This is a genomic window from Streptomyces pilosus, from assembly GCF_014649835.1.
Taxonomy (GTDB): domain Bacteria; phylum Actinomycetota; class Actinomycetes; order Streptomycetales; family Streptomycetaceae; genus Streptomyces; species Streptomyces pilosus.
The window spans coordinates 1-24,987 of record NZ_BMTU01000027.1; the positions used below are offsets into that span (position 1 = coordinate 1).

A 24,987-nucleotide genomic window follows, 5' to 3' on the forward strand; every position below is an offset into this window, starting at 1 on the left:
CTACGAGTACGACGAGGACGGCCGCCGCACCCGGCTCTGGCCGGGACTGCGCGAGCACTTCACCCGCTCCGGCCACGAGATCCCGTTCCGCGACATGCAGGAACGCATGCTGTTCTCCGAGGCGCTGGACACCGTCCGGCTGCTGGAGGAGGGCGTGCTGACGTCCGTCGCGGACGCCAACATCGGCTCGATCCTCGGCATCGGCTTCCCGGGCTGGACCGGCGGCGTCCTGCAGTACATCAACGGCTACGAGGGCGGCCTGCCCGGCTTCGTCGCCCGCGCGCGCGAACTCGCCGAGCGCTACGGCGAGCGCTTCACCCCGCCGGCCCTGCTGGTGGAGAAGGCGGAGAAGGGAGAGGTGTTCCGGGACGTCCGCTGACCCCGCCCGGGGCCGGCGGAGTCACCCCTCCTCGTCGAGCCACTCCCGCAGCTCCTCCTTCAGCGACCGCTGGAAGGTGGTGAGCAGCGCCTGCACCACGAGCGGATGCATCCGGGCGGACAGGGACCGCACATCCCGCGCGTCCTGGTCCGCCACCGCGTCGCGCAGCAGCCGCGACAACTCGCGGGCGGCCGCGCGGGAGTGCTCGGTGAGCGCCGTCCGGGCGGCGAGGATCGACTCGTGCGACAGCGGCACGTCCAGCAGTTCGACGCCGAGCCGCAGCAGCCCGGCGTCGACGCTGAAGGCCTCGCCGTCCGGTGCCCCGCCGGTCCGTTCGACGACGTCCATCGCCGCCAGGCGCTCCAGGTCCTCCTCGCCCAGCGGACGCCCCGCGCGCCGCTCCAGCTCCCCGCGCGACACCGTCTCCACCGCGTTCGGAGCCCAGGACGCCACCACGGCCCGCTGGACGGCCAGGTCCCGCACGCTCAGGTCAGGCGGCAGCTGACCCAGGTACCGTTCGATCGCCGCCAGGGTCATGCCCCGGCTCTGCAGCTCCTCGATCAGTTCCAGCCGCGCCAGGTGCTCCCTCCCGTACCGGCCGACCCGCCGGGGGCCGATGACCGGCGGCGGCAGCAGCCCCCGGGTGCCGTAGAAGCGGACCGTGCGCACGGTGACCCCGGCCCGGGCCGCCAGTTCGTCGATCGTCAGGGCCTCGGTCTCGGTCGTCATGTGCAGCAGTATCGCTGTACCACCAGTGCTGTGACACTCCCGCTGTCCGTGCCGGCACCTAGGGTGGGCCCATGTCGGGGATCACGTACGTCCGGGGTGACGCCACCGTTCCGTCGGTGAAGGGTGTCAAGATCGTCGCCCATGTCTGCAACGACATGGGTGGCTGGGGGAAGGGCTTCGTGCTGGCCGTGTCGCGCCGCTGGCCCGAACCGGAGGCCGCCTACCGGGCCTGGCACCGGGGCCGCGCGGGCAACGACTTCGGGCTGGGCGCGGTGCGGCTGGTCCAGGTCGAACGGCACGTGTGGGTGGCCAACATGATCGGCCAGCACGGCACCAGGACCGGCAGCAAGGGCGCCCCCGTCCGCTACGAGGCGATCGACACCGCCCTCGCCCGTCTCGCCGGCCACGCGAGGGAACTCGGCGCCTCGGTGCACATGCCCCGCATCGGCTGCGGTCTCGCCGGCGGCACCTGGACCCGCGTCGAGCCGCTGATCACCGAACGGCTCACCGGACAGGGGATACCCGTGACGGTGTACGACCACGGGAACTGAACGGCACCTCCGACCCCCGCCGGGGAGGTCCCGCACGGGCACGGTTTCGGCCAACGGGCACCCCACGACCCGTCAGACGCGCTCTTCTGCCCCCGTGTTCACCGATGTACCGTCCGCGCATGCCGAAACGCACGCGCTTCACGACCTGGAGAACGCTCGCGACGGCGGCCACCGCCGCCCTGACGGCCACCCTGCTCACCCCGGTCACGGCACACGCCGCACCGCGCGAGAGCCGGCCCGTCCACTCCTACGACAACGCCATCCGCGAAGCCGTCTGGGTGGACACCGGACTCGACGAGGACCGGGACGGCAGGACCGACCGGGTCGCCGTCGACATCGTCCGGCCCCGCGAACCCGACCGGCGGGGCCGCAAGGTCCCCGTGATCATGGACGCCAGCCCGTACTACTCCTGCTGCGGGCGCGGCAACGAGAGCCAGAAGAAGACCTACGACGCCGACGGCGACATCGAGCGGATGCCGCTGTTCTACGACAACTACTTCGTGCCGCGCGGCTACGCCGTCGTCGGCGTCGACCTGGCCGGCACCAACCGCTCCGACGGCTGCGTGGACGTCGGCGGGCGCTCCGACATCCAGTCGGCGAAAGCCGTCGTCGACTGGCTCAACGGCCGCGGGAAGGCCTACACCAGCCGCACCGGCACCGAACGGGCGAGAGCCGACTGGACCAACGGCCGCACCGGCATGATCGGCAAGAGCTGGGACGGCACCATCGCCAACGGGGTCGCCGCCACCGGCGTCGAGGGCCTGGAGACCATCGTCCCCATCGCCGCCATCTCCTCCTGGTACGACTACTACTTCGACCAGGGAGCCCCGCTCTACGACTCCGGCCCCGACTGGCTGTCCCAGTACGTCGAGACCCCCGAGGCCCGCGCCGCATGCGGTGCCGTCCAGCGCGAACTCGTCGAGGGAGCCCCGCGCACCGGCGACCTGACCCCGCTGTGGACGGAACGCGACTACGTGCGCGCCGCGAAGAAGGTCCGGGCCAGCGTCTTCCTGGTGCACGGCATGCAGGACCTCAACGTGCGGATGCAGCACGTCGGCCCCTGGTGGGACGCCCTCGCGGAGAACGGGGTGAAGCGCAAGGTCTGGCTCTCCCAGACCGGGCACGTCGACCCCTTCGACTTCCGCCGCGACGCATGGGTCCGCACCCTGCACCGCTGGTTCGACCACGAACTCCTCGGCTTCGACAACGGGATCGACCGCGAGCCCATGGCCGACATCGAGCGCGCCCCCGACCGGTGGGTCACCTCGGCGGTCTGGCCGCCGCGCGGCACGCACCTCACGACGCTGCGCCCGGCCGAGGGCGCGGAGCCCGGCGTCGGCACCCTGGGCCTGCGCCGCGGCAAGGGCACCGAGTCCTTCACCGACGACCCGGGCCTGAGCGAGACCGACTGGGCCGCGCGCGTCGACACCCCCACCCCCGACAAGGCGGGCTTCGTCACCGGCCCGTTCAGCCGGGACCTGCGCCTGGCGGGTGCCTCCGAGGTCACCGTCACCGCCACTCCCAGCACCCCGACGGCCCATCTCTCCGCCGTGCTCGTCGACCTCGGTCCCGCCACCATCCGCGACTACGCCGACAGCGGCGAAGGCGTCACCACCCTGCCCGAGCGCACCTGCTGGGGCCCGAGCACCGACGGCGACAGTTCCTGCTTCAAGGAGACCCGCGCCACCACCGCCGACGTCGGCCACACCGTCGTCAGCCGCGGCTGGGCCGACCTCGGCAACCACGCCGGCGACGGCAGGGGCGAGCCGCTCACACCCGGCAAGCGGTACACCCTCACCCTCGACCTGGCCGCCACCGACCACGTCGTCCCCGCGGGCCACCGCCTGGCACTGATCGTCGCCGGCACCGACCGCGGCCTGATCGACCCGCCCGCCGACACCCCGACCCTCACCCTCGACCTCTCCCGCACCTCCGTCCGCGTCCCGTTCACCGGTGGCCCGTCCGCGTTCGCCCGTGCCACGGCCGGAACGCACGCCCTCACCCCGCACGCCGCCCCGGACGGGGTCGGCCGACCCGACGTCACCGCCCATCGCGTCCCCGGGGAGGCCCGGTGAGGCGCGCCCTGGTCCTCGCGGCGGCCGGCCTCACCGCGTCCCTGGTCACCGCGCCGGCCGCGACGGCCGCCGACGCCCCGCCGCGCACCGGTTTCGAGCGCAGCGACGGCGCCCACTGGACCACCCAGCCGGAGGAACGGCGCTTCCTCGCCGCCGTCGACCGGGCGAGCGACCGTGTCTCGGTCAGCCGCATCGGCACGACCCGACAGGACCGCCCGCTCAGGCTCGTCCGCATCGGCTCCCGGCATGCGTCGAACACCGTGCTGCTGGTGTGCAGTCAGCACGGCGACGAGCCCTCCGGCCGGGAGGCCTGCCTGAGCACGGTCCGCGACCTGGCATACGCGAAGGACCGGGCCACCCGTGCCTTCCTGGAACGCACCACGGTGCTGGTCGTCCCCACCGCCAACCCCGACGGCCGGGCCGCCGGCACCCGCGGCAACAGCGACGGCGTCGACATCAACCGCGACCACCTCGCGCTCAGGACGGCGGAAGGCCGCGCCCTGGCCGCCGTGGTCCGCGACCGGCGCCCCGACATCGTCTACGACCTGCACGAGTACGGCGCCACACCTCCGTACTACGACAAGGACCTGTTCGACCTGTGGCCCCGCAACCTCAACACCCACCCCGCGGTCCACCACGAGGCCCGGGCGCTGTCCGCCGGCCACGTGCGCCCCGCGGCGGGCGCCGCCGGATACACCACCGGCACCTACGGCATCTGGACCGACCCCGACACCGGTGAACCGGTCCGCCAGACCGCCGGCGACGGACAGGAACGCATCCTGCGCAACATGTCCGGAATCAAACACGGCGTCGGCCTGCTCATCGAGAGCCGCGTCGACCCCCTCACCGACGCCGAGCGGGCCGACGAGGCGCTGAACAACCGGCGCAGGGTGGACTCCCAGCTCGCCGCGCTCAAGGGCCTGGTCCGCTTCGCCGGTGAACGCCGCGGGCAGGTCGGGGCGGCCACCTCCCGCGCCCGCGCCGCCGGACACGCCGACACCGGGCCCGTATACCTGGGAGGCGCCGACAACGACCCGCCCGAACCGTCCGAGGTGATCGCCGACCCGCCGTGCGGATACCGCCTCACGGCCCCTCAGTACGCGGACGCCGGGGACGAGCTGGCCCTGCACGGTGTGCGCGTCCGCAGGGACGGCGACGGCGTGCTCGTCCCCCTGGCGCAGTCGCTGCGTGCCCTCGTGCCGTTGCTTCTGGACGAACGGGCCGCTTACCACCTGGTGGAAGGAGAGGCCACCACCTCCTGTTGAGGAGGTGAGTTTTGCGCCAAAAGTGGTATGGGCCTATCGGGAGGAGCGATCTCCGCCCAACGGCTCGGAGGAAAGGTGCCGCCCGTGACGAGGGACCAGCACAGCGACAAGGACGACACGGCAGGCCCGTTGCCGGGCTCGGAAGCGGGCCTGCCGGGCCGGACGCACCCGCGGACCGACCGGGTGGTGTTCGGCGTCACGGCCGTGCTCACCCTCGCGTTCGTGCTGTGGGGAGCCCTCGGGACGGACTCGCTCCAGGACGCCTCCAGCAGCATGCTCGGCGGCCTGATGCACAACGGCGGCTGGGCGTTCATGCTGGCCGCCTCCGGCTTCGTGGTCTTCGCCCTCTGGCTCGCGGCCAGCCGCTACGGCCGCATCCACCTCGGCGCCGAGGGCGAGGAGCCGGAGTTCCGCACGGTGTCGTGGATCGCCATGATGTTCAGCGCCGGCATGGGCATCGGCCTGATGTTCTGGGGAGTGAGCGAACCCCTGGCGCACTACACGTCGCCCCCGCCCGGCACCGGTCCGGCCGACTCCGGCGACCGCATGGAAACGGCCATGGCCACCACCCTGTTCCACTGGACGCTCCACCCGTGGGCGATCTACGCGGTGGTCGGCCTCGCCATCGCCTACAGCACCTTCCGGCGGCGTCGGCGCCAGACCATCAGCGCCGTGTTCACCCCCCTCATCGGCCGGAAGAACGCGGACGGCGTCGGCGGCCGCGTCATCGACATGCTCGCCATCATCGCCACCGTCTTCGGCTCCGCGGCCTCACTCGGCCTCGGTGCCCTGCAGATCGGTTCCGGCGTGGAGAAGCTCGGCTGGCTGGGCAAGGTCGGCACCGGGCTGCTGGTCGGCATCATCGCGGTGCTGACGGTGGCGTTCGTGGCCTCCGCGGTCTCCGGTGTGGAGAAGGGCATCCAGTGGCTGTCGAACACCAACATGGTGCTGGCCCTGATCCTCGCCGTGTTCGTGTTCGTCGCCGGCCCGACCATTCTCATCCTCGACCTGCTGCCGACCTCCGTCTTCGCCTACCTCGGCGACCTGCCCGAACTGGCCGGCCGCACGGAGATCAGCGGCGGCGAGGGCGTCGCCGACTGGCTCGGCAGCTGGACGGTCTTCTACTGGGCGTGGTGGATCTCCTGGACGCCGTTCGTCGGCATGTTCATCGCCCGCATCAGCCGGGGCCGGACCATCCGCCAGTTCATCGGCGGCGTCATCCTGGTCCCCAGCACGGTCAGCCTGGTCTGGTTCGCGATCTTCGGCGGCACGGCGATGAAACTCCAGGAGCAGAACCGGCTCGGCGACGAGACGACCCCCGAGGGCCGGCTCTTCGCGGTCCTGCAGGAGTACCCCCTCGCCACCGCCACCAGCCTGCTCGTGATGATCCTCGTCGGTATCTTCTTCGTCTCGGGCGCCGACGCCGCGTCCGTCGTGATGGGCACCCTCTCGCAGCGGGGAGCGCTCGAACCCAGCCGCTGGGTCGTGGTGTTCTGGGGCGTGGTCACCGGCGCCGTGGCGGCGATCATGCTGATGGTCGGCAGTGGCCAGGGCGAAGCGCTGACCGGGCTGCAGAACCTCACGATCCTCGCGGCCGCCCCGTTCGTCATCGTGATGATCTTCATGTGCGTGGCGCTCATGCGCGACCTGCGCCGCGACCCGCTCATCGTGCGGGGCGAGATGGGCACCGAGGCGGTGCAGCTCGCGGTCATCGAGGGCCACAAGAAGTACGACGGCGAATTCGAGCTCCGCGTCGGACCCGGCCGCGGCCCCGACGTGGAGGGCGACCCCATCGGCAAGCACTGACGGCCCCGGGCCCGGCCCCGCCCAGGGCCGGGCCCGGTTCAGCCGACGGCGGCCGCCGCCTCCTCCGCGCAGCCCCAGGCCACGGTGACACCCGCGCCGCCGTGGCCGTAGTTGTGCACCAGGAGGCGGCCGCCGGGCAGCGCGACGCGTTCCAGCCGGACCGTGTCCCGGGCGGGACGCAGACCGACCCGGTGGTCCAGGACACGGGCCCCGGCGATCTCCGGGCGCAGTGCCGCACACCTGCGCACGATCGCCTCGGCCACCGCCGGGTCGGGCTCCGTGGACCAGGCGTCCTCCTCCGCCGTGCCGCCCAGCACCAGCCTCCCCGGCTGCGGGAAGACGTACGCCATCGCACCGCCCGCCCCCGTCGAGACCGTCCACGTGACGATGCCCGGGTTCTCCACCACCACCAGTTGCCCCCGCACCGGACGCACCGACGGATCCGGCACCAGCTCCCGCGCCCCCAGCCCGGTGCAGTTGACGACGACCGGCGCGTCCCCCTGCGCCAGGTCCGCCACCGTACGCGCCTCGACGGTGCCTCCCGCCGCCAGCAACCGCTCCCGCAGCCACGGCAGATGGACCGCCATGTCGATCAGGGGCAACCGCGCCCGCACGCCGGAACCGGCCGGATACTCCCGCGCCGTCGCGAGCCGCAGCCCCGGCAGCCGCGCCGCCGCCCACGCGTCCACCTCGTCCAGGGCCGTCTCGCCCAGTACTCCTTCGACCATCCGTACGCCGGTGACGTCCGGCCGCGCCGCCAGACCCTCGTACACCTCCAGCGAGCGCAGCGCCCAGGCGCGGGCCGACGCCACCGGTCGGATCCGGTACGGCCACCACAGCGCCCCCGCAACCGCCGAGGTGGTCCGCTCGACCGGGTCCCGCGACCACAGCCGCACCCGTGCGCCCCGCTCGGCGAGCACCACGGCCGTGGTCAGCCCGATGACACCACCGCCGATCACCAGGACATCGCCGTCCGGTCCGTCTCCCATCGGACGGACGTTAGCGGAACGCACCGTGCCGTGCTCGGGCACCTCCCGCGGTGGGAATACTCACCGCATGTCTGCCGCGTACGCGACCTTCGGCCTGGCCCCTGCGACGAGAGCCGGTGGACTCCTCGCGGGGGGTGACCACCGGCTCCACCGGGACTTCCTCGACTTCGTCGTCGACGGACGCCCCCTGCTCTTCCGTCTCTGCGACCTGGAGGCTGTCTCCCCGCTCGCCTCCGACGTCCCGCCCTCGATCTTCACTGCCCAGGTCCGCAGCCTGCTGCTGGAGACCGGTCCGCCGCTGCCCGCGGGCCGGTTCGTCGTCTACGGCTGCCCCGAGTGCGAGGACCTCGCCTGCGGCGCCGTCACCGCCGTCATCGAACCCGACGGCGAGGACGTCGTCTGGCGCGACTTCGCCTGGCAGACCGGACCGCACGCCGACCTCGAGCTCAACGGCTACCACGGCATCGGGCCGTTCCGCTTCCGCGGCGCCGAGTACCGCGCGGCCCTCGCCGCCCTGCTGAACGGCGACGCGCCCGGCGCCCGCCGCCGCGTCCTGCTCATCGGCGCCCGCGTCGCCCTCCTCGCCCGGCTCGCCGCCGCCCTGCGCACCATCGGCATCGGCGCCGACATCGCGCAGGACGCCGACGGCGTCCCCGCCGACGAGCTGCGCGCCTACGGCGCCGTCGTCTTCGGCCGGTCCACCGGCGCCGGTGAGCGCGAGAACGTGCGCCGTGCCCTCACCACCGCCGGCGTCGACGTGCCCTGCGTCGACGGCCTCGCGCCGATCGTCCCGCTGCTCGTGGCCCAGACCGAACAGGCACTGGACGCGAGCCCGCAGGGGCGGCGCCGCCTGACCGGCCTCACCGCCGCCCCCGGCGCAGCCGGACTCGAGGTCACCTCCGCCTGCCGGGTACGGCTCACCGCCTACCGCGTCGACCGGCTCTCCCGCACCCACACCCGGGACCTCTTCGACGGCGTCCTCGAACCCGGCCGCCACCGCGTCCCGCTGGACGCCGGGGCGGTCAGGGGAGAGGCGTACGTCGTGGCACGCGCCGGCGGCACCGTGCTGGTGACGCGGGTGGGCCGGTGAGATCCCGGGCGTGGGCCGCCGCACGCGGCCACTAGGATCGGCGGTCTGATGACTGCCACCCTCGTCGCCAAGAACCTCGCCGCCGGGCACGGAGACCGCTCCCTGTTCACCGGTCTCGACCTCGTCGTCGCCCCCGGCGACGTGATCGGGCTGGTCGGCGCCAACGGCGCGGGCAAGTCCACGCTGCTGCGCCTGCTCGCCGGACTCGCCGCCCCGGAACAGGGCGAGCTGCGCCTGTCCCCGCCCACCGCGACCGTCGGGCACCTGCCGCAGGAGCCGGAGCGCCGGCCCGGTGAGACCGTGCGGGAGTTCCTGGCCCGCCGCACCGGTGTCGCCGAGGCCCAGCGGACGATGGACGAGGCGACCGGGGCCCTGGTCGAGGGAGCACCGGGCGCGGACGACGCGTACGCCACCAGCCTGGAACGCTGGCTGTCCCTGGGCGGTGCCGACCTCGACGAGCGCGCCGAGGACGTCGCCGGCACGCTCGGCCTGGCCGTCGGCCTCGACCAGCCGATGACCTCGCTCTCCGGCGGGCAGGCGGCCCGCGCGGGCCTCGCCTCGCTCCTGCTCTCCCGGTACGACGTCTTCCTCCTCGACGAGCCGACCAACGACCTCGACCTGGACGGCCTGGAGCGCCTCGAACGCTTCGTGGGCGGACTGCGCGCCGGCACGGTCGTCGTCAGCCACGACCGCGAGTTCCTCGCCCGCACCGTCACCAAGGTCCTCGAACTCGACCTCGCGCAGGGGCAGATCAACCTCTACGGCGGTGGCTACGAGGCCTACCTGGAGGAGCGGGAGGTGGCCCGGCGGCACGCCCGCGACGAGTACGAGGAGTACGCCGACAGGCGGGCCGCGCTCCAGGACCGGGCACAGACCCAGCGCGCCTGGATGGACAAGGGCGTCAAGAACGCCCGCCGCAAGGCCGGCGGCGACAACGACAAGATCGGCCGGAAGTTCCGCAGCGAGGCGAGCGAGAAGCAGGCCGCCAAGGCGCGCCAGACGCAGCGCATGATCGAGCGCCTGGAGGTGGTCGAGGAGCCGCGCAAGGAGTGGGAGCTGCGCATGGAGATCGCGGCGGCGCCCCGCTCGGGTGCCGTCGTCGCCACCCTCCGGGACGCCGAGGTGCGCCGCGGCGGCTTCACCCTCGGCCCGGTCTCCCTGCAGATCGACTGGGCCGACCGGGTGGCCGTCACCGGCGCGAACGGCGCCGGGAAGTCCACCCTGCTCGGCGCCCTCCTGGGCCGGGTACCGCTGGACGCCGGGCACGTCGCCCTGGGCTCCGGCGTCCTGCTCGGGGAGGTCGACCAGGCCCGCGCGCTCTTCCACGGCCCCGAGACGCTGCTCGACGCGTTCCGCCCGGCGGTGCCGGATCTGGAACCGGCCGACATCCGCACGCTGCTGGCGAAGTTCGGCCTCAAGGCGGACCACGTCACCCGCCCGGCGGCCGGCCTCTCCCCGGGGGAGCGCACCCGGGCGGCCCTGGCCCTCCTCCAGGGCCGGGGCGTCAACCTCCTGGTCCTCGACGAGCCGACCAACCACCTCGACCTGCCGGCCATCGAACAGCTCGAGTCCGCCCTGGACTCCTACGAGGGCACCCTCCTGCTGGTCACCCACGACCGGCGCATGCTCGACGCGGTCCATGTGAACCGCCGCCTGGAGGTCGCCGACGGCAAGGTGACCGAACGCTGAGGCACCGTCAGCCGAGCCTCCGGGCCAGCCGCGGATAACGGGCGACCAGACCGTCCTCGTCGAACTCCAGGTCGCTGCTGAAGTCCCCGGACGCGTAACGGACGCGCCCGGGCGCGAGATGCGTGTACGTCTGCCGCGACGGCCGGACGACCAGGTCCGGCACGGACACCCAGGCCATCAGGAAGTCCCGCTCGCCGGGAGCACGCAGCAGGCCGTGCCGCAGGACCGGCATGGTGTTCGTCAGCGGACACAGGCCCAGGTCGCAGTCGAGGGCACCCTCCGGGCCCGGCAGCCGCCCACCGTCGGCGCTCCAGCCGCCCCGGCCGTCGTGGCGCAGGTCGAGCGAGCGGCTCCCGGCGGCGTCCTCGGCGGTCACCACCAGCCGCCGGGTCACGAAGCCGTCCGCCGTCTCCAGCTCGTACGTGATCCAGTACGGCTCGGGCAGGGTCCCGACGGCCCGGCCGCGGGCCCGCAGGGAGCCCGGCCCGAACTCGGCCCAGACGGTCTCGTACCCGCCGCTCGCGGTGACCTCCCACGTGACGGTCCGTGAAGCACGCATACCGTCAGCCTACGAGCCGGGCCCGTTCCTGCCGCCGCACGGCGGCAGGAACGGGCCCGGGACGGCTCAGCGCCGGCCGTTCTTCGGGTCGACGAGACCCGCGCGGCGCAAGGCGTCCGCCATCGCGCTGTTCGCCGGCGCGGGCGCCGGACGCGCGGCCCCGCCGCCCCCGCCGCCGCGGCCCTGCCGCTGCTGCGGGGGACGCCCGCCACGCTGCCGGCGCTCACCGCCGGACGCCTGCTCCTTCGGCGCGGCCTCGTCGTCCAGCCGCAGCGTCAGCGAGATCCGCTTGCGCGGGATGTCCACGTCGAGGACCTTCACCTTGACGATGTCGCCCGGCTTCACGACGTCCCGCGGGTCCTTGACGAACGTCTTCGACATCGCCGAGACGTGCACCAGCCCGTCCTGGTGGACACCGACGTCGACGAACGCGCCGAACGCGGCGACGTTCGTGACGACCCCCTCCAGCACCATCCCGGAGGACAGGTCGGAGATCTTCTCCACGCCCTCCTTGAACACCGCCGTCCTGAACGCGGGCCGCGGGTCGCGCCCCGGCTTCTCCAGCTCCTTCAGGATGTCGCTCACCGTCGGCAGACCGAACTTCTCGTCCACGAACTCCTGCGGCCGCAGCGACCGCAGCACCGCCGTGTTGCCGACCAGCGACGCGACCTCCGCGCCGGACGCCTTCACCATGCGCCGCACCACCGGGTAGGCCTCCGGGTGCACGCTGGAGGCGTCCAGCGGGTCGTCGCCGCCGCGGATCCGCAGGAAGCCCGCACACTGCTCGTACGCCTTCGGGCCGAGCCGGGCCACCTTCTTCAGCTCGCCGCGCGAGCGGAACGGCCCGTTGGAGTCCCGGTGCGCCACGATGTTCTCGGCCAGCCCCGAGGTGATCCCGGAGACCCGGGCCAGCAGCGGCGCCGACGCGGTGTTGACGTCCACGCCCACGCCGTTCACACAGTCCTCGACCACCGCGTCCAGCGAACGCGACAGCTTCACCTCGGACAGGTCGTGCTGGTACTGACCGACGCCGATCGACTTCGGATCGATCTTCACCAGCTCGGCCAGCGGGTCCTGGAGCCGGCGCGCGATCGACACCGCGCCGCGCAGCGACACGTCCATGTCGGGCAGCTCCTGCGAGGCGAACGCGGAGGCCGAGTACACCGAGGCCCCCGCCTCGGACACCATCACCTTGGTCAGCTTCAGCTCGGGGTGGCGGGTGATGAGGTCACCGGCGAGCTTGTCCGTCTCGCGGGACGCGGTGCCGTTGCCGATCGCGACCAGCTCGACCGCGTGCTCCTCCGCGAGGCGGGCGAGCTTGGCGATCGCCTCGTCCCACCGGTTCGCCGGGACGTGCGGGTGGATCACGTCGGTGGCCACGACCTTGCCGGTCGCGTCGACCACGGCGACCTTCACGCCCGTACGGAAACCGGGGTCGAGGCCCAGCGTGGCGCGCGTGCCGGCCGGGGCGGCCAGCAGCAGGTCGCGCAGGTTCGCGGCGAAGACCCGCACCGCCTCGTCCTCGGCGGCCGTCCGCAGCCGCAGCCGCAGGTCGATGCCGAGGTGGACCAGGATGCGGGTGCGCCAGGCCCAGCGGACCGTGTCGCCCAGCCACTTGTCGCCCGGACGGCCCCGGTCGGCGATCCCGAACCGGTGCGCGACGATCCCCTCGTACGACGACGGCCCGTCGACGGGCTCCTCCGGCTCCAGGACGAGGTCGAGGACCTCCTCCTTCTCGCCGCGCAGCATCGCCAGCACGCGGTGCGAGGGCAGCTCGGTGAACGGCTCGGCGAAGTCGAAGTAGTCGGAGAACTTGGCGCCGGCCTCCTCCTTGCCCTCACGCACCTTCGCGGCCAGCCGCCCGCGCACCCACATCCGCTCGCGCAGTTCGCCGATCAGGTCGGCGTCCTCGGAGAAGCGCTCGGTGAGGATCGCCCGCGCGCCGTCCAGCGCGGCCTGCGGATCGGCGACGCCCTTGTCCGCGTCCACGAACGCGGCGGCCGCCGCGAGGGGCTCGACGCCCGGGTCGGCGAGCAGCCCCTCCGCCAGCGGCTCCAGGCCCGCCTCGCGCGCGATCTGCGCCTTGGTGCGCCGCTTGGGCTTGAACGGCAGGTAGATGTCCTCCAGGCGCGCCTTGGTCTCCGCGCCCCGGATCCGTGTCTCGAGCTCGTCGGTCAGCTTGCCCTGCTCGCGCACCGACTCCAGGATCGCCGCCCGCCGCTCCTCCAGCTCCCGCAGGTAGCGCAGCCGCTCCTCGAGCGTGCGCAGCTGCGCGTCGTCGAGCATCTCGGTCGCTTCCTTGCGGTAGCGGGCGATGAACGGCACGGTGGAGCCGCCGTCGAGGAGTTCGACGGCGGCTCTGACCTGCCGCTCCCGTACGCCGAGCTCTTCGGCGATCCTGCCTTCGATGGACCCTGCGAGGGGTGTCGTCACGTTCCCGTACCGCCTTCTCCACTGAGGTTGCGCGGCAATTGTGGCAGGTGACGCCGACAATCGGGGATCAGGGCGGCGACTCGCCCGGACATCGCACGGGCGGGCTCAGGCGCGGCGGCCACGGGCGGTCGAGGAGGCCCCGCCGAAGAGCCGGGCCAGCGCCCGGAACGGCAGCGTCACGACGGTGGCGACGGCGCCGCCGATCTGGCGCAGGACATCTGCGATGGCACGGAACACGTGTCTCCCCTTTCGTCTGCCGGCCGCTCCGGCCGGCTGTACCCCGGGTACCTCGTCGACGCTTCAACATGCATGGGGAAAGGGGTGGGGCGCGCGCCTGGTGGAGGAGCTCAGGTCGCGCAGCCGCTTCGTCCCCGGGTGGACGGGTTCCAGGTGAAGTGCGGTGCCCGGCGCCCCAGGAACGCGGCGACGCCCTCCGCGGTGTCGTCGCTCTCCCGCGCCCGCTCGGCCCAGTACGGGTCCCGGTCGGTGCGGCCGTTCGCGAACTCCTTCGCCGCGGCCTGCGTCAGCTGGGAGCGGGATGCCAGGATCCGGGTGAACTCCGCCACCCGTCCGTCCAACTCGCCCTCGGGCAGCACCTCGTCCACCAGGCCCGTGCGCAGGGCCCGTGCGGTGTCGATCAGTTCGCCGGAGAACAGGAGGTACTTGGCGGTCGCGGGCCCCACCAGGGACACCAGCCGCCGGGTGGCGGAGGCGGGGTAGACGATGCCGAGCTTCGCCGGGGTCACCCCGAAGCGTGCCCCCTCCTCGGCGAACCGCAGGTCACACGCGGCCGCCAACTGCGCGCCGCCGCCGACACAGTGACCGCGGACGGCGGCCAGCGTCGGCTTGGGGAAGGCGGCGAGGGCCTCCTCCGCCGCCACGGCGAGCCGCTGCGCCTCGTGCGGGGACTCCCGGAGCGTGGAGATGTCCGCGCCGGCGCAGAAGGTCCCGCCCGCACCGGTGAGCACCAGCACCCGCACCCGCGGGTCGGCCGCCAGCGTTTCCAGCAGGGGTGGCAGGGAACCCCACATCGCGGCCGTCATGGCGTTGCGCTTCGCCGGGTGGCGGACGACGACCGTGGCGACCGAGTCGGTGACGCTGTGCAGCAGCTGCGGCTCCATGCGCCGGATGCTATCCGCCCGGTCCGGAGCCCCGGCCGGCAGCACCCGGCCCCGTGCCGGGGACGGCTGTCCGGCGGCGGGCGGCGGGACGGCGGAGACTGGGAGCGGGAGAAGGAGCGAGGAGGCACTCATGGCCAGGTCCGCCAAGAACGCCCGGCCCCCGGGGCCCCGCGAGGAGGCCGCGAAACTCAGCCGGGGCTTCGGCTGGCTCGCCGTACTCGGGGTGGTCCTGGTCCTCGCCGGACTCGTCGGCCTCGTGTACACGGGCGTCGCCACCCTGACCTCGATGCTGCTGTTCGGCTGGCTGCTGCTGATCGGCGGGGTGGTCGGTCTGCTGCACGCCGTCCAGGCGCGGCACACCAACTTCTTCTGGCTGGGCGTGGTCGTCGCGGCCCTGAACATCGCGGCCGGAGTGGTGATCCTCCGGACACCGGAGGCGGCGGCCGAGGCGCTGACCATGTTCGCCGCGCTGCTCTTCCTCACCGGCGGGGTGTTCCGGCTGGTCGGCAGCCTGGTGGTACGGGGTCCGCAGTTCGGCTGGACGCTGGTCCAGGGTGCCTTCGGGCTGCTGCTCGGCGTCCTGGTGCTGGCCACCTGGCCGAGCAGCAGCCAGTACGTCATCGGGACGTTCTTCTCCCTCTCCCTGCTCTTCGACGGGCTCGGTCTGGTCGCCACCGGGTACGGAGGGCGCCGGATCGTGGGCCTGGTGTCCGACCGGCTGACCGGGGAGGAGGCGGGAGCGGCGGAACGGACGGAGGACGGCGCCGCCGTCAAACCCGTACAACCCGAATAGTCCGCCGAGACGGCACAAGCCGTACGGGAACGGTCCCGCAAGGGACCGTGTCATACCCGGCCGGTCGGAACCGGTCGATATGCGCTGACTTCTGTTCAGCGTCGAAGTGCGGAGCCGATCGGTACCAACACTCGACGTGTGGTCACAATCGAGCGTGAAGGTGGCGATCCGCTGCCGTACGAAGGTGTCTGGCGGTTCACCGCCCCGGCCGTGGACGCCTCGGTTCCGCAGGCCCGGCACGCCGTGCGTGACCTGCTGCTCCGCCAGGGGGTGCCGGTGGCCGACGAGGTGGTGCAGGGGCTGCTGCTGATCGTCTCGGAGCTGGTCACCAACGCGGTGCGGCACGCGGCCCTGCTCTCCCCGGTGCTCGGTGTGGAGGTCGCCGTGGGCGCCGAGTGGATCAGGGTGTCCGTCGAGGACAGCCACCCCTACCGTCCCACCGCCCTGGAGACCGACCACGCGCGCACCGGCGGCCGTGGACTGCTCCTGGTGCGCGAGATCACCAGGGAGGCGGGCGGGACGTGCGAGACCGAGCACACCGTGACCGGCGGCAAGGTGATCCGGGCCACCCTGCCGCTCAAGCCGGCGTCCGAACAGCACACCTAGGCGGTCACCAGCCCGCCGACGGTCCCGTCAGTTCCCGCACCGCCGGACGGACGGCGTCCAGCACGGTCATGAACCAGGCCGAGTAGGTGTCCTTCGCGTGCCGCTCCGCCAGCTCGTCGGGGGTCACGAACACGGTGGAGGCCACTTCCTCCGGGTCCGGCCGCAGCGGGGACTGCACCATGCCGACGAAGAGGTGGTTGTACTCCTGCTCCACCAGGCCCGAGTCCGGGTCCGGGTGGTTGTAGCGGACCGTGCCGGCCTCCGCGAGCAGCGAGGGCGACACCCCCAGCTCCTCGAAGGTCCGCCGGGCCGCCGCCGCGAACGGCGCCTCGCCGGGGTAGGGGTGACCGCAGCAGGTGTTCGACCACACACCGGGGGAGTGGTACTTGCCCAGCGCCCGCTGCTGGAGCAGCAGCCGCCCGCGCTCGTCGAAGAGGAACACCGAGAACGCCCGGTGCAGCAGTCCCGGCGGCTGATGGGCGGCGAGCTTCTCCGCGGTGCCGATCGTCACGCCGTCCTCGTCGACCAGTTCCAGCAAAATCGGCTCGGCGGTGCCGCTCGACGGGCTGTTCGTCGCGGTGGCAGGTGTGATCGGCATACCCATCCTTCACTCGGTCTTCGCGCCCCCAGTCTGCCGCACGAATCCGGCACTCCCGGCACTCCGGTCCTCACCCGCATGTCCCGCGCCCGGCGCGGGCGGCACCCGCGCCGCCCGGCGGACGGGGCCGGGCCCGCACCTGGTCGTGCCACCTGCGGGTGGTGCGGACGCGCCCCCCCCCGCGGAGCGCTCCGGGGACCGGGCGCCGCCCCGGGGGCGGACGGCCGCGTTCCCCGGCGCACGGGTGCGCCCGGAGGCTTCCGGAGCGTTCCGGGAGCGAAGACGCGCCCCGGTGGGGGACGCGCGCCTCAGTGGCACAGACGTGCCTCGTGCTCGGCGTGCCCGACCGGCTCGAGCTGGAAGGTGCAGTGCTCCACGTCGAAGTGGTCGCCCAGGCAGCCCTGGAGTTCGTGCAGCATCTTCTCGTGCCCGAGCGCGTTCAGGGTGTCGCTGCTGACGACCACGTGCGCGGAGAGCACGGGCATCCCCGAGGTGATCGTCCAGGCGTGCAGGTCGTGCACGTCCTCGACGCCCGGAGTGGCCAGGATGTGCGCCCGCACCTGGGTCATGTCGACGCCCTTGGGCGCCGCCTCCAGCAGGACGTCCAGGGTCTCGCGGAGCAGCTTCACGCTGCGCGGCACGATCATCAGCGCGATCAGCAGGGAGGCGATCGGGTCGGCGGCCGTCCAGCCGGTGGTGACGATCACCAGGGCGGACAGGATCACCGCCACCGAGCCGAGCGCGTCCGCCGCCACCTCCAGGAAGGCCCCGCGCACGTTCAGGCTCTCCTTCTGCCCGCGCATCAGCAGGGTCAGCGACACCAGGTTGGCGACCAGGCCGATCGCGCCGAACACCAGCGCCAGCCCGCCCTCGGTGTCGGCCGGGGTGACGAACCGCTGGACTGCCTCGTACAGCACGTAGCCGCCGACACCGAGGAGCAGCAGACAGTTGGCCAGGGCGGCGAGTATCTCCGCCCGGGCGAGCCCGAAGGTGCGGCGGTCGCTCGGCGGACGGCTCGCGAAGTGGATCGCGAGCAGCGCCATGCCCAGGCCGAGGGCGTCCGTCGCCATGTGGGCCGCGTCCGCGACCAGGGCCAGCGAGTCGGCCAGCGCGCCGCCGGCGATCTGGACCACCATGACACCGAGCGTGATCGCCAGCGCGATCCGCAGCCTGCCGCGGTACGCCGCGCTGGCGGTACCGCCCGCCGGTGCTCCGTGCGTGTGTCCGTGGTCGTGCCCAGCCCCCATGCGTGCCGCCGCCCTTCCGTGACCGTCTGCCGCAACACAGTGAACTACGGGCGGGGGGTATGGGGCAACGCGGCACTGAACACCGTTGTCATGTGCTCTGACCTGCGGAAACGGTCCGCAGGTCAGGGCGGTTCACTGTCCCGTCGCGGTGGCGTGGTGGAGCTGCCAGCCCCGCCAGGCCGACTCGACCATCTCGTGCACCGAGCGGCCGGCGCCCCAGCCCAGCAGCTCGCGCGCGCGGGCGGCGGAGGCCACCGCGCGGGGGGCGTCGCCCGGGCGGCGGGGCTCGACGACCGGGGGCCGGGTGTCGCCGGTGACCTTGCCGATGGCCGTGACCAGCTCGCGCACGGAGACGCCCTCGCCGCGCCCGATGTTCAGCGTCAGGTCGCCGTTCACGCCTCCCTCCGACAGCAGGCGGGCCGCCGCCAGGTGCGCCTCGGCCAGGTCGGCCACGTGGATGTAGTCGCGGACGCACGTGCCGTCCGGTGTCGGGTAGTCGTCGCCGAAGATGCGCGGGGCCTCGTCCCGCGTGAGCCGGTCGAAGACCATCGGCACGATGTTGAAGACCCCGGTGTCGGCCAGTTCCGGAGCGGCCGCCCCCGCCACGTTGAAGTAGCGCAGGCAGACCGTGGAGATGCCGTGCGCCTGCCCGGCCGCCCGCACCAGCCACTCCCCGGCGAGCTTCGTCTCGCCGTAGGGGTTCACCGGGGCGCAGGGCGTGTCCTCCGTGATGAGGTCCACCCGGGGGTCGCCGTACACGGCCGCGGACGAGGAGAAGACGAGACGGCGGACCCCCGCCTCCGCCACGGCGTCCAGGAGGGTCACGAGGCCGCCCACGTTCTCCCGGTAGTAGCGGGTCGGCTGTGCCACGGACTCGCCGACCTGCTTGCGCGCGGCGAGGTGCAGCACGCCCGTCACCCGGTGCTCCGCGAGCACCCGCTTCAGCAGGTCGCCGTCCAGCGACGATCCCCTGACCAGCGGCACGCCGGCGGGAAGCCGCCCCGGTACGCCGGCCGAGAGGTCGTCCAGGGCGACGACCTGCTCCCCGGCACCCGTCATGGCCCGCACCACATGTGCCCCGATGTATCCGGCTCCGCCGGTGATCAGCCAAGTCATGGTCGTCCACCCTATGCCGAGCCGCACCGGTGCCGGCCGGACCCGTCGCATGTGGGGCTTTGTGCCGACTTGGCGCCCACGTGGCCGGCGTCCCGGCGGCTTCCGCGCGGACGCGGTTTGTCGGCCCGGCCCCGGATCCCCGATGATGATCGCGGCAGGGACACGGGCGAACCATGTCGATCCAACCGCCGAACGGGTGGTGAACGCGGGCTTCCGGGGATCCGATAGCCTCTGCCGACATGCTGCCCGGAGGCCCCGCACGGGCGCCTCACCATGTACATGACCGACGTGGACGCGTCGGCACCCAGGGAGTGAGATTCGGTTGTCGACCGCCATCCTCACCGGCCAGCCGGTCCCCGGTTCGTCGCTCGAGGGGGATCTGCGCTCCCTCGGTTTCGACGTACGGATCGCGTCCGGCACCGCCGAGGCCGAGACCCTGCTCGCCGCGGTACCCGCGGGGCAGCGGGTCGCCGTGGTCGACGCCCGCTTCGTGGGCCACGTGCACGCGCTGCGCCTGGGCCTCACCGACCCCCGCTTCCCGATCTCCGCGATCCCCGGCGCCGTCGCCGCCCAGCAGGAGGGCCGGCCGGCCCTGGCCCGCGCCCTGACGCGCGAGAACGCCGCCGGTGAGAACCCGGAGGGCGGCACCACCCTGGTCGGGAGCCTCGCCGACCGCGTCGTCACCGCGCTCGGCACCGACGGCGCCGACGTGCACCGGCCCGAGCTCGGCAGCCTCGTCGCCACCGTCCCGGCCGACCCCCAGGCCCGCAACGAGGCCCGGCAGGCCGTGGCCTCCGTCGACGACGAGGCGGTACGCCTGAAGTCCGCGGTCAAGGCCCGCGACGGGTTCTTCACCACCCACTTCATCAGCCCCTACTCCCGCTACCTGGCGCGCTGGTGCGCACGCCGCGGCCTGACCCCCAACCAGGTCACCACCGCCTCCCTGCTGACCGCGCTGATAGCCGCGGCGTGCGCCGCCACCGGCACCCGCCCCGGCTTCGTGGCCGCCGGCGTCCTGCTCATCGCCTCGTTCGTGCTGGACTGCGCCGACGGCCAGCTCGCCCGCTACTCCCTCCAGTACTCCACCCTCGGCGCCTGGCTGGACGCCACCTTCGACCGGGCCAAGGAGTACGCGTACTACGCCGGCCTCGCCCTCGGAGCCGCCCGGGGCGGCGACGACGTATGGGCCCTCGCCCTCGGGGCGATGGTCCTCCAGACCTGCCGGCACGTGGTCGACTTCTCCTTCAACGAGGCCAACCACGACGCCACCGCGCTCGGTAAGTTGTCGCTGGCCAGTCCGACGGCGGCCCTCTCCGACAAGCTCGACAGCGTCGGCTGGACGGTCTGGGCGCGCCGCATGATCGTCCTGCCGATCGGTGAACGCTGGGCGATGATCGCCGTCCTCACGGCCCTCACCACCCCCCGGATCACCTTCTACGCGCTGCTCGTCGGCTGCGCCTTCGCCGCCACGTACACCACGGCGGGCCGCGTCCTGCGCTCGCTGACCAGGAAGGCGCAGCGGACCGACCGGGCCGCGCGGGCGCTCGCCGACCTCACCGACTCCGGCCCGCTCACCGAGGCCCTGGGCGGTCCGCTGGCGAAGCCCGCCCGCCGGCTCCCCGGCTTCGCCGCCCCCGCCGTCGCCCTGCTCGGCGGCCTCACCGTCGTCGCCACGGCCGTGTTCACCGGCTTCGGCGGCCCGTGGACCGTCCTCGCCGCCGTCGCCTACGTCCTGACCTCCGCGCTCGCCGTGGCCCGCCCCCTCAAGGGCGCACTGGACTGGCTGGTCCCGCCGTTCTTCCGGGCGGCCGAGTACGGCACCGTGCTCGCCCTCGCGGCCGCCGCGGACGTGAACGGGGCCCTGCCCGCGGCCTACGGGCTGGTGGCCGCGGTCGCCTACCATCACTACGACACGGTCTACCGCATCCGCGGCAACGCGGGCGCGTCCCCGCGCTGGCTGGTGCGGGCGATCGGGGGGCACGAGGGCCGCGTCCTCGCGGTCGCCGTCCTCGCGGCCCTGCTCACCGCCTCGCAGTTCACCGTCGCGCTCACGGTCCTCGCCGTGGCCGCGGCCCTGCTGGTGCTCGTCGAGAGCATCCGCTTCTGGGCGTCCGCAGGGGCGCCCGCCGTACACGATGAAGGAGAACCCGCATGATCGGCCTCGTGCTGGCGGCCGGCGCCGGACGGCGTCTGCGCCCCTACACCGACAGCCTTCCCAAGGCGCTGGTGCCGGTGGGGCCCGCGGGCATAGAGGGCGAACCGACGGTCCTCGACCTGACCCTCGCGAACTTCGCCGAGGTCGGCCTCACCGAGGCCGCGGTCATCGTCGGCTACCGCAAGGAGGCCGTCTACGAGCGCAGGGCCGCCCTGGAGCGGAAGTACGGCCTGAAGATCACCCTCATCGACAACGACAAGGCCGAGGAGTGGAACAACGCCTACTCCCTGTGGTGCGGCCGCGACGCCCTCAAGGACGGCGTGATCCTCGCCAACGGCGACACCGTCCACCCGGTCTCCGTCGAGCGCACCCTGCTCGCCGCCCGCGGCGAGGGCAAGAGGATCATCCTCGCCCTCGACGACGTGAAGTCCCTGGCCGACGAGGAGATGAAGGTCGTCGCCGACCCCGTCAGGGGCATGACGAAGATCACCAAGCTGATGGACCCGGCCGAGGCGACCGGTGAGTACATCGGCGTCACCCTGATCGAGGGCGACGCCGCCCCCGAACTCGTCGACGCCCTGAAGACCGTCTGGGAGACCGACCCCCAGCAGTTCTACGAGCACGGTTACCAGGAACTGGTCAACCGGGGCTTCCGCATCGACGTGGCGCCCATCGGCGACGTCAAGTGGGTGGAGATCGACAACCACGACGATCTCGCCCGCGGACGGGAGATCGCGTGCCAGTACTGACCCGGCTCATCCCCTCCCCGCTCGTCGTCGACATCCGCCCCGGAGCCCTCGACGACCTGGGCTGCGTCCTCGCCGACGAGCGCATCTCGCAGTCCGGACGGCTCGCCGTCGCCGTCAGCGGCGGCTCCGGAGCCCGGCTGCGCGAGCGCGTCGCCCCGTCCCTGCCCGGCGCGAGCTGGTACGAGGTCGGCGGCGGCACCCTCGACGACGCGGTCCGGCTGGCCGGCGCCATAAAGGCCGGCCACTACGACGCCGTGGTCGGACTCGGCGGCGGCAAGATCATCGACTGCGCCAAGTTCGCGGCGGCCCGCGTGGGCCTGCCCCTCGTCGCCGTACCGACGAACCTCGCACACGACGGCCTCTGCTCGCCGGTCGCCACCCTCGACAACGACGCCGGCCGCGGCTCCTACGGGGTGCCCAACCCGATCGCCGTCGTCATCGACCTCGACGTCATCCGCGAGGCCCCGGTGCGTTACGTGCGCGCCGGGATCGGGGACGCGGTCTCCAACGTCTCCGCCATCGCGGACTGGGAACTGGCGTGCCGGGTCAAGGGCGAGCGGATCGACGGGCTCGCCGCGGCCATGGCCCGGCAGGCCGGCGAGTCGGTGCTGCGCCACCCGGGCGGCATCGGGGACAACGACTTCCTCCAGGTGCTCGCGGAGGCACTGGTGCTCAGCGGCATCGCCATGTCGGTGTCGGGCGACTCGCGGCCGTCCTCCGGGGCCTGCCACGAGATCAACCACGCCTTCGACCTGCTCTACCCCAAGCGGGCCGCCGCCCACGGCGAGCAGTGCGGACTGGGCGCGGCCTTCGCGATGTACCTGCGGGGAGCGCACGAGGAGTCCGCGCACATGGCCGGCGTACTGCGCCGCCACGGACTGCCGGTGCTGCCGGAGGAGATCGGCTTCACGGTGGACGAGTTCGTCCGGGCCGTGGAGTTCGCCCCGGAGACCCGCCCCGGACGCTTCACCATCCTCGAGCACCTCGACCTCAAGACCGAACAGATCAAGGACGTCTACACCGACTATGTCAAGGCCATCGGTAGCTGAACTCCGTCCGGTCGTGCACCCCCCGGGGGTCAAGGACCGGCGCAGCGGTGAGCACTGGATGGGGCGCCTCTACATGCGCGAGGTGTCCCTGCGGGTGGACCGCTACCTGGTGAACACCAGGGTCACCCCCAACCAGCTCACCTACCTGATGACCTTCTTCGGTGTCCTCGCGGCCCCGGCCCTGCTGGTGCCGGGGATCGCGGGGGCCGTCCTCGGCGTGGTCATGGTCCAGCTGTACCTGCTCCTCGACTGCGTCGACGGTGAGGTCGCCCGCTGGAAGAAGCAGTACTCGCTCGGCGGGGTCTACCTGGACCGGGTCGGCGCCTACCTGTGCGACGCCGCCGTGCTGGTCGGGCTCGGCCTGCGCGCCGCCGACCTGTGGGGCACCGGGCGCGTCGACTGGCTGTGGGCCTTCCTCGGCACCCTCGCCGCGCTCGGCGCGATCCTGGTGAAGGCCGAGACCGACCTGGTCGCCGTCGCCCGCCACCAGGGCGGACTGCCCCCGGTGCAGGAGGCCGCGTCCGAGCCCCGCTCCTCCGGCATGGCGCTGGCCCGCCGGGCCGCCGCCGCGCTCAAGTTCCACCGGCTCATCCTCGGCATCGAGGCGTCCCTGCTGATCCTGCTCCTCGCCGTCCTGGACGCCACCCGGGGCGACCTGTTCTTCACCCGGCTCGGCACCGCCGTACTCGCCGGCATCGCCCTGCTCCAGACCCTGCTGCACCTCGTCTCCGTGCTCGCTTCCAGCAGGCTGAAGTGAGCTCCGGCGGCATGAAGGTCGGGGCGGTGATCATCACCATGGGCAACCGCCCCGACGAACTGCGCGCCCTGCTGGAGTCGGTCGCGCAGCAGGACGGCGACCCGGTCGAGGTGGTGGTCGTCGGCAACGGCTCGCCCGTCCCCGAGGTTCCCGACGGGGTGCGCACCGTCGAGCTGCCGGAGAACCTCGGCATCCCCGGCGGCCGCAACGCCGGCATCGAGGCATTCGGACCCGCCGGCCGGGACGCCGACATCCTGCTGTTCCTCGACGACGACGGTCTGCTCGCCGGCCGCGACACCGCCGAGCTGTGCCGCGAGGCCTTCGCGGCCGACCCGGCGCTCGGCATCATCAGCTTCCGCATCGCGGACCCGGAGACCGGGGTCACCCAGCGCCGGCACGTGCCCCGGCTGCGCGCCTCCGACCCGATGCGCTCCTCCCGCGTCACGACCTTCCTCGGCGGCGCCAACGCGGTGCGCACCAAGGTCTTCGCCCAGGTCGGCGGACTCCCGGACGCGTTCTTCTACGCCCACGAGGAGACCGACCTGGCCTGGCGGGCCCTCGACGCGGGCTGGATGATCGACTACCGGTCCGACATGGTGCTGTACCACCCGACGACCGCCCCCTCGCGGCACGCGGTCTACCACCGCATGGTCGCCCGCAACCGGGTCTGGCTCGCCCGCCGCCACCTGCCCGCCGTCCTCGTCCCGGTGTACCTGGGCGCCTGGGTCCTGCTGACCCTGCTGCGCCGGCCCTCGCGCCCCGCGCTGAAGGCCTGGTTCGGCGGATTCCGCGAGGGTCTGACCACCCCCTGCGGTGCCCGCAGGCCCATCGGGTGGCGTACGGTGTGGCGGCTGACCAGACTGGGCCGGCCCCCGGTGATCTGACAAGCTCGTGTCCGGGAACACCGGGGCCGCACCCAGGCTCCCCGCTCATGCCGGGCCCGCTCGGGCCACGCATCTCGAGGACGAAAGTTTGACCCAGTGAGTGAGACAACGCACGACGGCACGGTCGCGGTCGGCGCGCCCGTGTCGCCCGACGAGGGCCTCTCGGCGGCCGCGCTGGCCGCCAGGTACGGGCTGTCCGTCAGTGGCGCCCGGCCGTCCCTGGTCGAGTACGTCCGTCAGCTCTGGGGCCGGCGGCACTTCATCCTCGCCTTCTCCCAGGCCAAGATCACCGCCCAGTACAGCCAGGCCAAGCTCGGCCAGCTCTGGCAGGTGGCGACCCCGCTGCT

General features: G+C 73.1%; 22 protein-coding genes and 2 pseudogenes. 15 read left to right on the top strand and 9 right to left on the bottom strand.

Translation table 11 applies throughout. From position 1 onward, the window contains the following. Positions 1-379, top strand: a pseudogene (locus tag IE118_RS33470) (3-hydroxyacyl-CoA dehydrogenase); the annotation flags it as partial. A gap of 21 nt (positions 380-400) precedes the next feature. Here IE118_RS33470 and IE118_RS33475 read toward each other — a convergent pair. Continuing rightward, complete coding sequence (locus IE118_RS33475) at positions 401-1,108, bottom strand: MerR family transcriptional regulator (protein ID WP_189561872.1); 708 nt, start codon at positions 1,106-1,108, stop codon at positions 401-403. A 71-nt stretch (positions 1,109-1,179) separates the two neighbouring features. Between IE118_RS33475 and IE118_RS33480 the strand changes: the two genes are divergently transcribed. The 4 genes from IE118_RS33480 to IE118_RS33495 all read left to right on the top strand — a co-directional run bounded on the left by IE118_RS33480 (position 1,180) and on the right by IE118_RS33495 (position 6,805). Continuing rightward, positions 1,180-1,659, top strand: coding sequence for a macro domain-containing protein (locus tag IE118_RS33480; protein WP_189561873.1), 480 nt, complete (start codon positions 1,180-1,182; stop codon positions 1,657-1,659). Positions 1,660-1,778: 119 nt separating this feature from the next. Continuing rightward, entirely contained in the window at positions 1,779-3,734 is a 1,956-nt protein-coding gene (locus tag IE118_RS33485; protein WP_189561874.1) for a Xaa-Pro dipeptidyl-peptidase, read from the top strand. Continuing rightward, positions 3,731-4,999, top strand: a complete 1,269-nt coding sequence (locus IE118_RS33490; RefSeq protein ID WP_189561875.1) for a M14 family metallopeptidase — start codon at positions 3,731-3,733, stop codon at positions 4,997-4,999. Before IE118_RS33485 ends, IE118_RS33490 begins: the two co-directional genes overlap by 4 nt. 84 nt (positions 5,000-5,083) lie before the next feature. Then, complete coding sequence (locus IE118_RS33495; RefSeq protein ID WP_189561876.1) at positions 5,084-6,805, top strand: BCCT family transporter; 1,722 nt, start codon at positions 5,084-5,086, stop codon at positions 6,803-6,805. Positions 6,806-6,843: 38 nt separating this feature from the next. Here IE118_RS33495 and IE118_RS33500 read toward each other — a convergent pair whose 3' ends face one another. Then, positions 6,844-7,794: an FAD-dependent oxidoreductase gene (locus tag IE118_RS33500; protein WP_189561877.1), complete on the bottom strand. Its 951-nt coding sequence runs from the start codon at positions 7,792-7,794 to the stop codon at positions 6,844-6,846. Positions 7,795-7,861: 67 nt separating this feature from the next. Here IE118_RS33500 and IE118_RS33505 point away from each other — a divergent pair, with 67 nt between their 5' ends. Then, positions 7,862-8,884, top strand: coding sequence for an oxidoreductase (locus tag IE118_RS33505; RefSeq protein ID WP_189561878.1), 1,023 nt, complete (start codon positions 7,862-7,864; stop codon positions 8,882-8,884). A 48-nt stretch (positions 8,885-8,932) separates the two neighbouring features. Next, on the top strand, positions 8,933-10,573 hold the full coding sequence (locus tag IE118_RS33510) for an ABC-F family ATP-binding cassette domain-containing protein (protein WP_189561879.1): 1,641 nt from the start codon (positions 8,933-8,935) through the stop codon (positions 10,571-10,573). A gap of 7 nt (positions 10,574-10,580) precedes the next feature. Here the strand turns inward: IE118_RS33510 and IE118_RS33515 are convergent, their stop codons facing one another. The 4 genes from IE118_RS33515 to IE118_RS33525 form a co-directional block, all read right to left on the bottom strand. Continuing rightward, a complete protein-coding gene (locus tag IE118_RS33515; RefSeq protein WP_189561880.1) occupies positions 10,581-11,132 on the bottom strand; it encodes a putative glycolipid-binding domain-containing protein in 552 nt (183 codons plus the stop codon). A 66-nt stretch (positions 11,133-11,198) separates the two neighbouring features. Further along, positions 11,199-13,565, bottom strand: a complete 2,367-nt coding sequence (locus IE118_RS33520) for a Tex family protein (protein ID WP_189561881.1) — start codon at positions 13,563-13,565, stop codon at positions 11,199-11,201. Between the two features lie 105 nt (positions 13,566-13,670). Continuing rightward, positions 13,671-13,802: an LPFR motif small protein gene (locus tag IE118_RS34575; RefSeq protein ID WP_251100090.1), complete on the bottom strand. Its 132-nt coding sequence runs from the start codon at positions 13,800-13,802 to the stop codon at positions 13,671-13,673. Between the two features lie 110 nt (positions 13,803-13,912). Further along, positions 13,913-14,686 (bottom strand): enoyl-CoA hydratase/isomerase family protein, encoded by a 774-nt coding sequence (locus IE118_RS33525; protein WP_189561882.1) that lies wholly within the window; start codon positions 14,684-14,686, stop codon positions 13,913-13,915. A gap of 130 nt (positions 14,687-14,816) precedes the next feature. On the opposite strand from IE118_RS33525, the gene IE118_RS33530 reads away from it, so the two are divergent. Next, positions 14,817-15,479 carry an HdeD family acid-resistance protein gene (locus IE118_RS33530; protein WP_189561883.1) on the top strand — a complete coding sequence of 221 codons (663 nt, stop codon included), beginning with the start codon at positions 14,817-14,819 and terminating at the stop codon, positions 15,477-15,479. 138 nt (positions 15,480-15,617) lie between these two features. Then, positions 15,618-16,085 (top strand): ATP-binding protein, encoded by a 468-nt coding sequence (locus tag IE118_RS33535; protein ID WP_189561884.1) that lies wholly within the window; start codon positions 15,618-15,620, stop codon positions 16,083-16,085. Between the two features lie 4 nt (positions 16,086-16,089). On the opposite strand, the gene idi is transcribed toward IE118_RS33535, so the two are convergent. The 3 genes from idi to galE all read right to left on the bottom strand — a co-directional run bounded on the left by idi (position 16,090) and on the right by galE (position 19,046). Next, the gene (idi, locus tag IE118_RS33540) at positions 16,090-16,683 is read right to left on the bottom strand and encodes an isopentenyl-diphosphate Delta-isomerase (RefSeq protein ID WP_189561885.1); all 594 of its coding nucleotides are present in this window, start codon (positions 16,681-16,683) and stop codon (positions 16,090-16,092) included. A 308-nt stretch (positions 16,684-16,991) separates the two neighbouring features. Then, positions 16,992-17,930 (bottom strand): cation diffusion facilitator family transporter, encoded by a 939-nt coding sequence (locus IE118_RS33545; RefSeq protein WP_189561886.1) that lies wholly within the window; start codon positions 17,928-17,930, stop codon positions 16,992-16,994. Between the two features lie 132 nt (positions 17,931-18,062). Next, positions 18,063-19,046, bottom strand: a complete 984-nt coding sequence (gene galE, locus IE118_RS33550) for a UDP-glucose 4-epimerase GalE (RefSeq protein ID WP_189561887.1) — start codon at positions 19,044-19,046, stop codon at positions 18,063-18,065. Positions 19,047-19,368: 322 nt separating this feature from the next. Here galE and IE118_RS33555 point away from each other — a divergent pair, with 322 nt between their 5' ends. The 6 genes and pseudogenes from IE118_RS33555 to IE118_RS33580 all read left to right on the top strand — a co-directional run. Next, positions 19,369-21,201 (top strand): DUF5941 domain-containing protein, encoded by a 1,833-nt coding sequence (locus IE118_RS33555; protein ID WP_189561888.1) that lies wholly within the window; start codon positions 19,369-19,371, stop codon positions 21,199-21,201. Next, complete coding sequence (locus tag IE118_RS33560) at positions 21,198-21,950, top strand: phosphocholine cytidylyltransferase family protein (protein ID WP_189561889.1); 753 nt, start codon at positions 21,198-21,200, stop codon at positions 21,948-21,950. Before IE118_RS33555 ends, IE118_RS33560 begins: the two co-directional genes overlap by 4 nt. Beyond that, a complete protein-coding gene (locus tag IE118_RS33565) occupies positions 21,938-22,999 on the top strand; it encodes an iron-containing alcohol dehydrogenase family protein (RefSeq protein ID WP_189561890.1) in 1,062 nt (353 codons plus the stop codon). The genes IE118_RS33560 and IE118_RS33565 overlap by 13 nt, the downstream gene beginning before the upstream one ends. Continuing rightward, positions 22,977-23,756, top strand: coding sequence for a CDP-alcohol phosphatidyltransferase family protein (locus IE118_RS33570; RefSeq protein ID WP_189561891.1), 780 nt, complete (start codon positions 22,977-22,979; stop codon positions 23,754-23,756). The genes IE118_RS33565 and IE118_RS33570 overlap by 23 nt, the downstream gene beginning before the upstream one ends. Before the next feature lie 11 nt (positions 23,757-23,767). Next, the gene (locus IE118_RS33575) at positions 23,768-24,640 is read left to right on the top strand and encodes a glycosyltransferase family 2 protein (RefSeq protein WP_189561892.1); all 873 of its coding nucleotides are present in this window, start codon (positions 23,768-23,770) and stop codon (positions 24,638-24,640) included. Positions 24,641-24,736: 96 nt separating this feature from the next. Further along, positions 24,737-24,987, top strand: a pseudogene (locus IE118_RS33580) (ABC transporter permease); the annotation flags it as partial.

Bases quoted from the DNA above. Each gene is read 5' to 3' on its own strand.
- IE118_RS33530 (WP_189561883.1), top strand. From the start codon at position 14,817: ATGGCCAGGTCCGCCAAGAACGCCCGGCCCCCGGGGCCCCGCGAGGAG.
- IE118_RS33485 (WP_189561874.1), top strand. From the start codon at position 1,779: ATGCCGAAACGCACGCGCTTCACGACCTGGAGAACGCTCGCGACGGCG.
- IE118_RS33480 (WP_189561873.1), top strand. From the start codon at position 1,180: ATGTCGGGGATCACGTACGTCCGGGGTGACGCCACCGTTCCGTCGGTG.
- IE118_RS33510 (WP_189561879.1), top strand. From the start codon at position 8,933: ATGACTGCCACCCTCGTCGCCAAGAACCTCGCCGCCGGGCACGGAGAC.
- IE118_RS33475 (WP_189561872.1), bottom strand. From the start codon at position 1,108: ATGACGACCGAGACCGAGGCCCTGACGATCGACGAACTGGCGGCCCGG.
- IE118_RS33505 (WP_189561878.1), top strand. From the start codon at position 7,862: ATGTCTGCCGCGTACGCGACCTTCGGCCTGGCCCCTGCGACGAGAGCC.
- IE118_RS33575 (WP_189561892.1), top strand. From the start codon at position 23,768: ATGAAGGTCGGGGCGGTGATCATCACCATGGGCAACCGCCCCGACGAA.
- galE (WP_189561887.1), bottom strand. From the start codon at position 19,046: ATGACTTGGCTGATCACCGGCGGAGCCGGATACATCGGGGCACATGTG.
- IE118_RS33515 (WP_189561880.1), bottom strand. From the start codon at position 11,132: ATGCGTGCTTCACGGACCGTCACGTGGGAGGTCACCGCGAGCGGCGGG.
- IE118_RS33500 (WP_189561877.1), bottom strand. From the start codon at position 7,794: ATGGGAGACGGACCGGACGGCGATGTCCTGGTGATCGGCGGTGGTGTC.
- IE118_RS33560 (WP_189561889.1), top strand. From the start codon at position 21,198: ATGATCGGCCTCGTGCTGGCGGCCGGCGCCGGACGGCGTCTGCGCCCC.
- idi (WP_189561885.1), bottom strand. From the start codon at position 16,683: ATGCCGATCACACCTGCCACCGCGACGAACAGCCCGTCGAGCGGCACC.
- IE118_RS33525 (WP_189561882.1), bottom strand. From the start codon at position 14,686: ATGGAGCCGCAGCTGCTGCACAGCGTCACCGACTCGGTCGCCACGGTC.
- IE118_RS33545 (WP_189561886.1), bottom strand. From the start codon at position 17,930: ATGGGGGCTGGGCACGACCACGGACACACGCACGGAGCACCGGCGGGC.
- IE118_RS33570 (WP_189561891.1), top strand. From the start codon at position 22,977: ATGTCAAGGCCATCGGTAGCTGAACTCCGTCCGGTCGTGCACCCCCCG.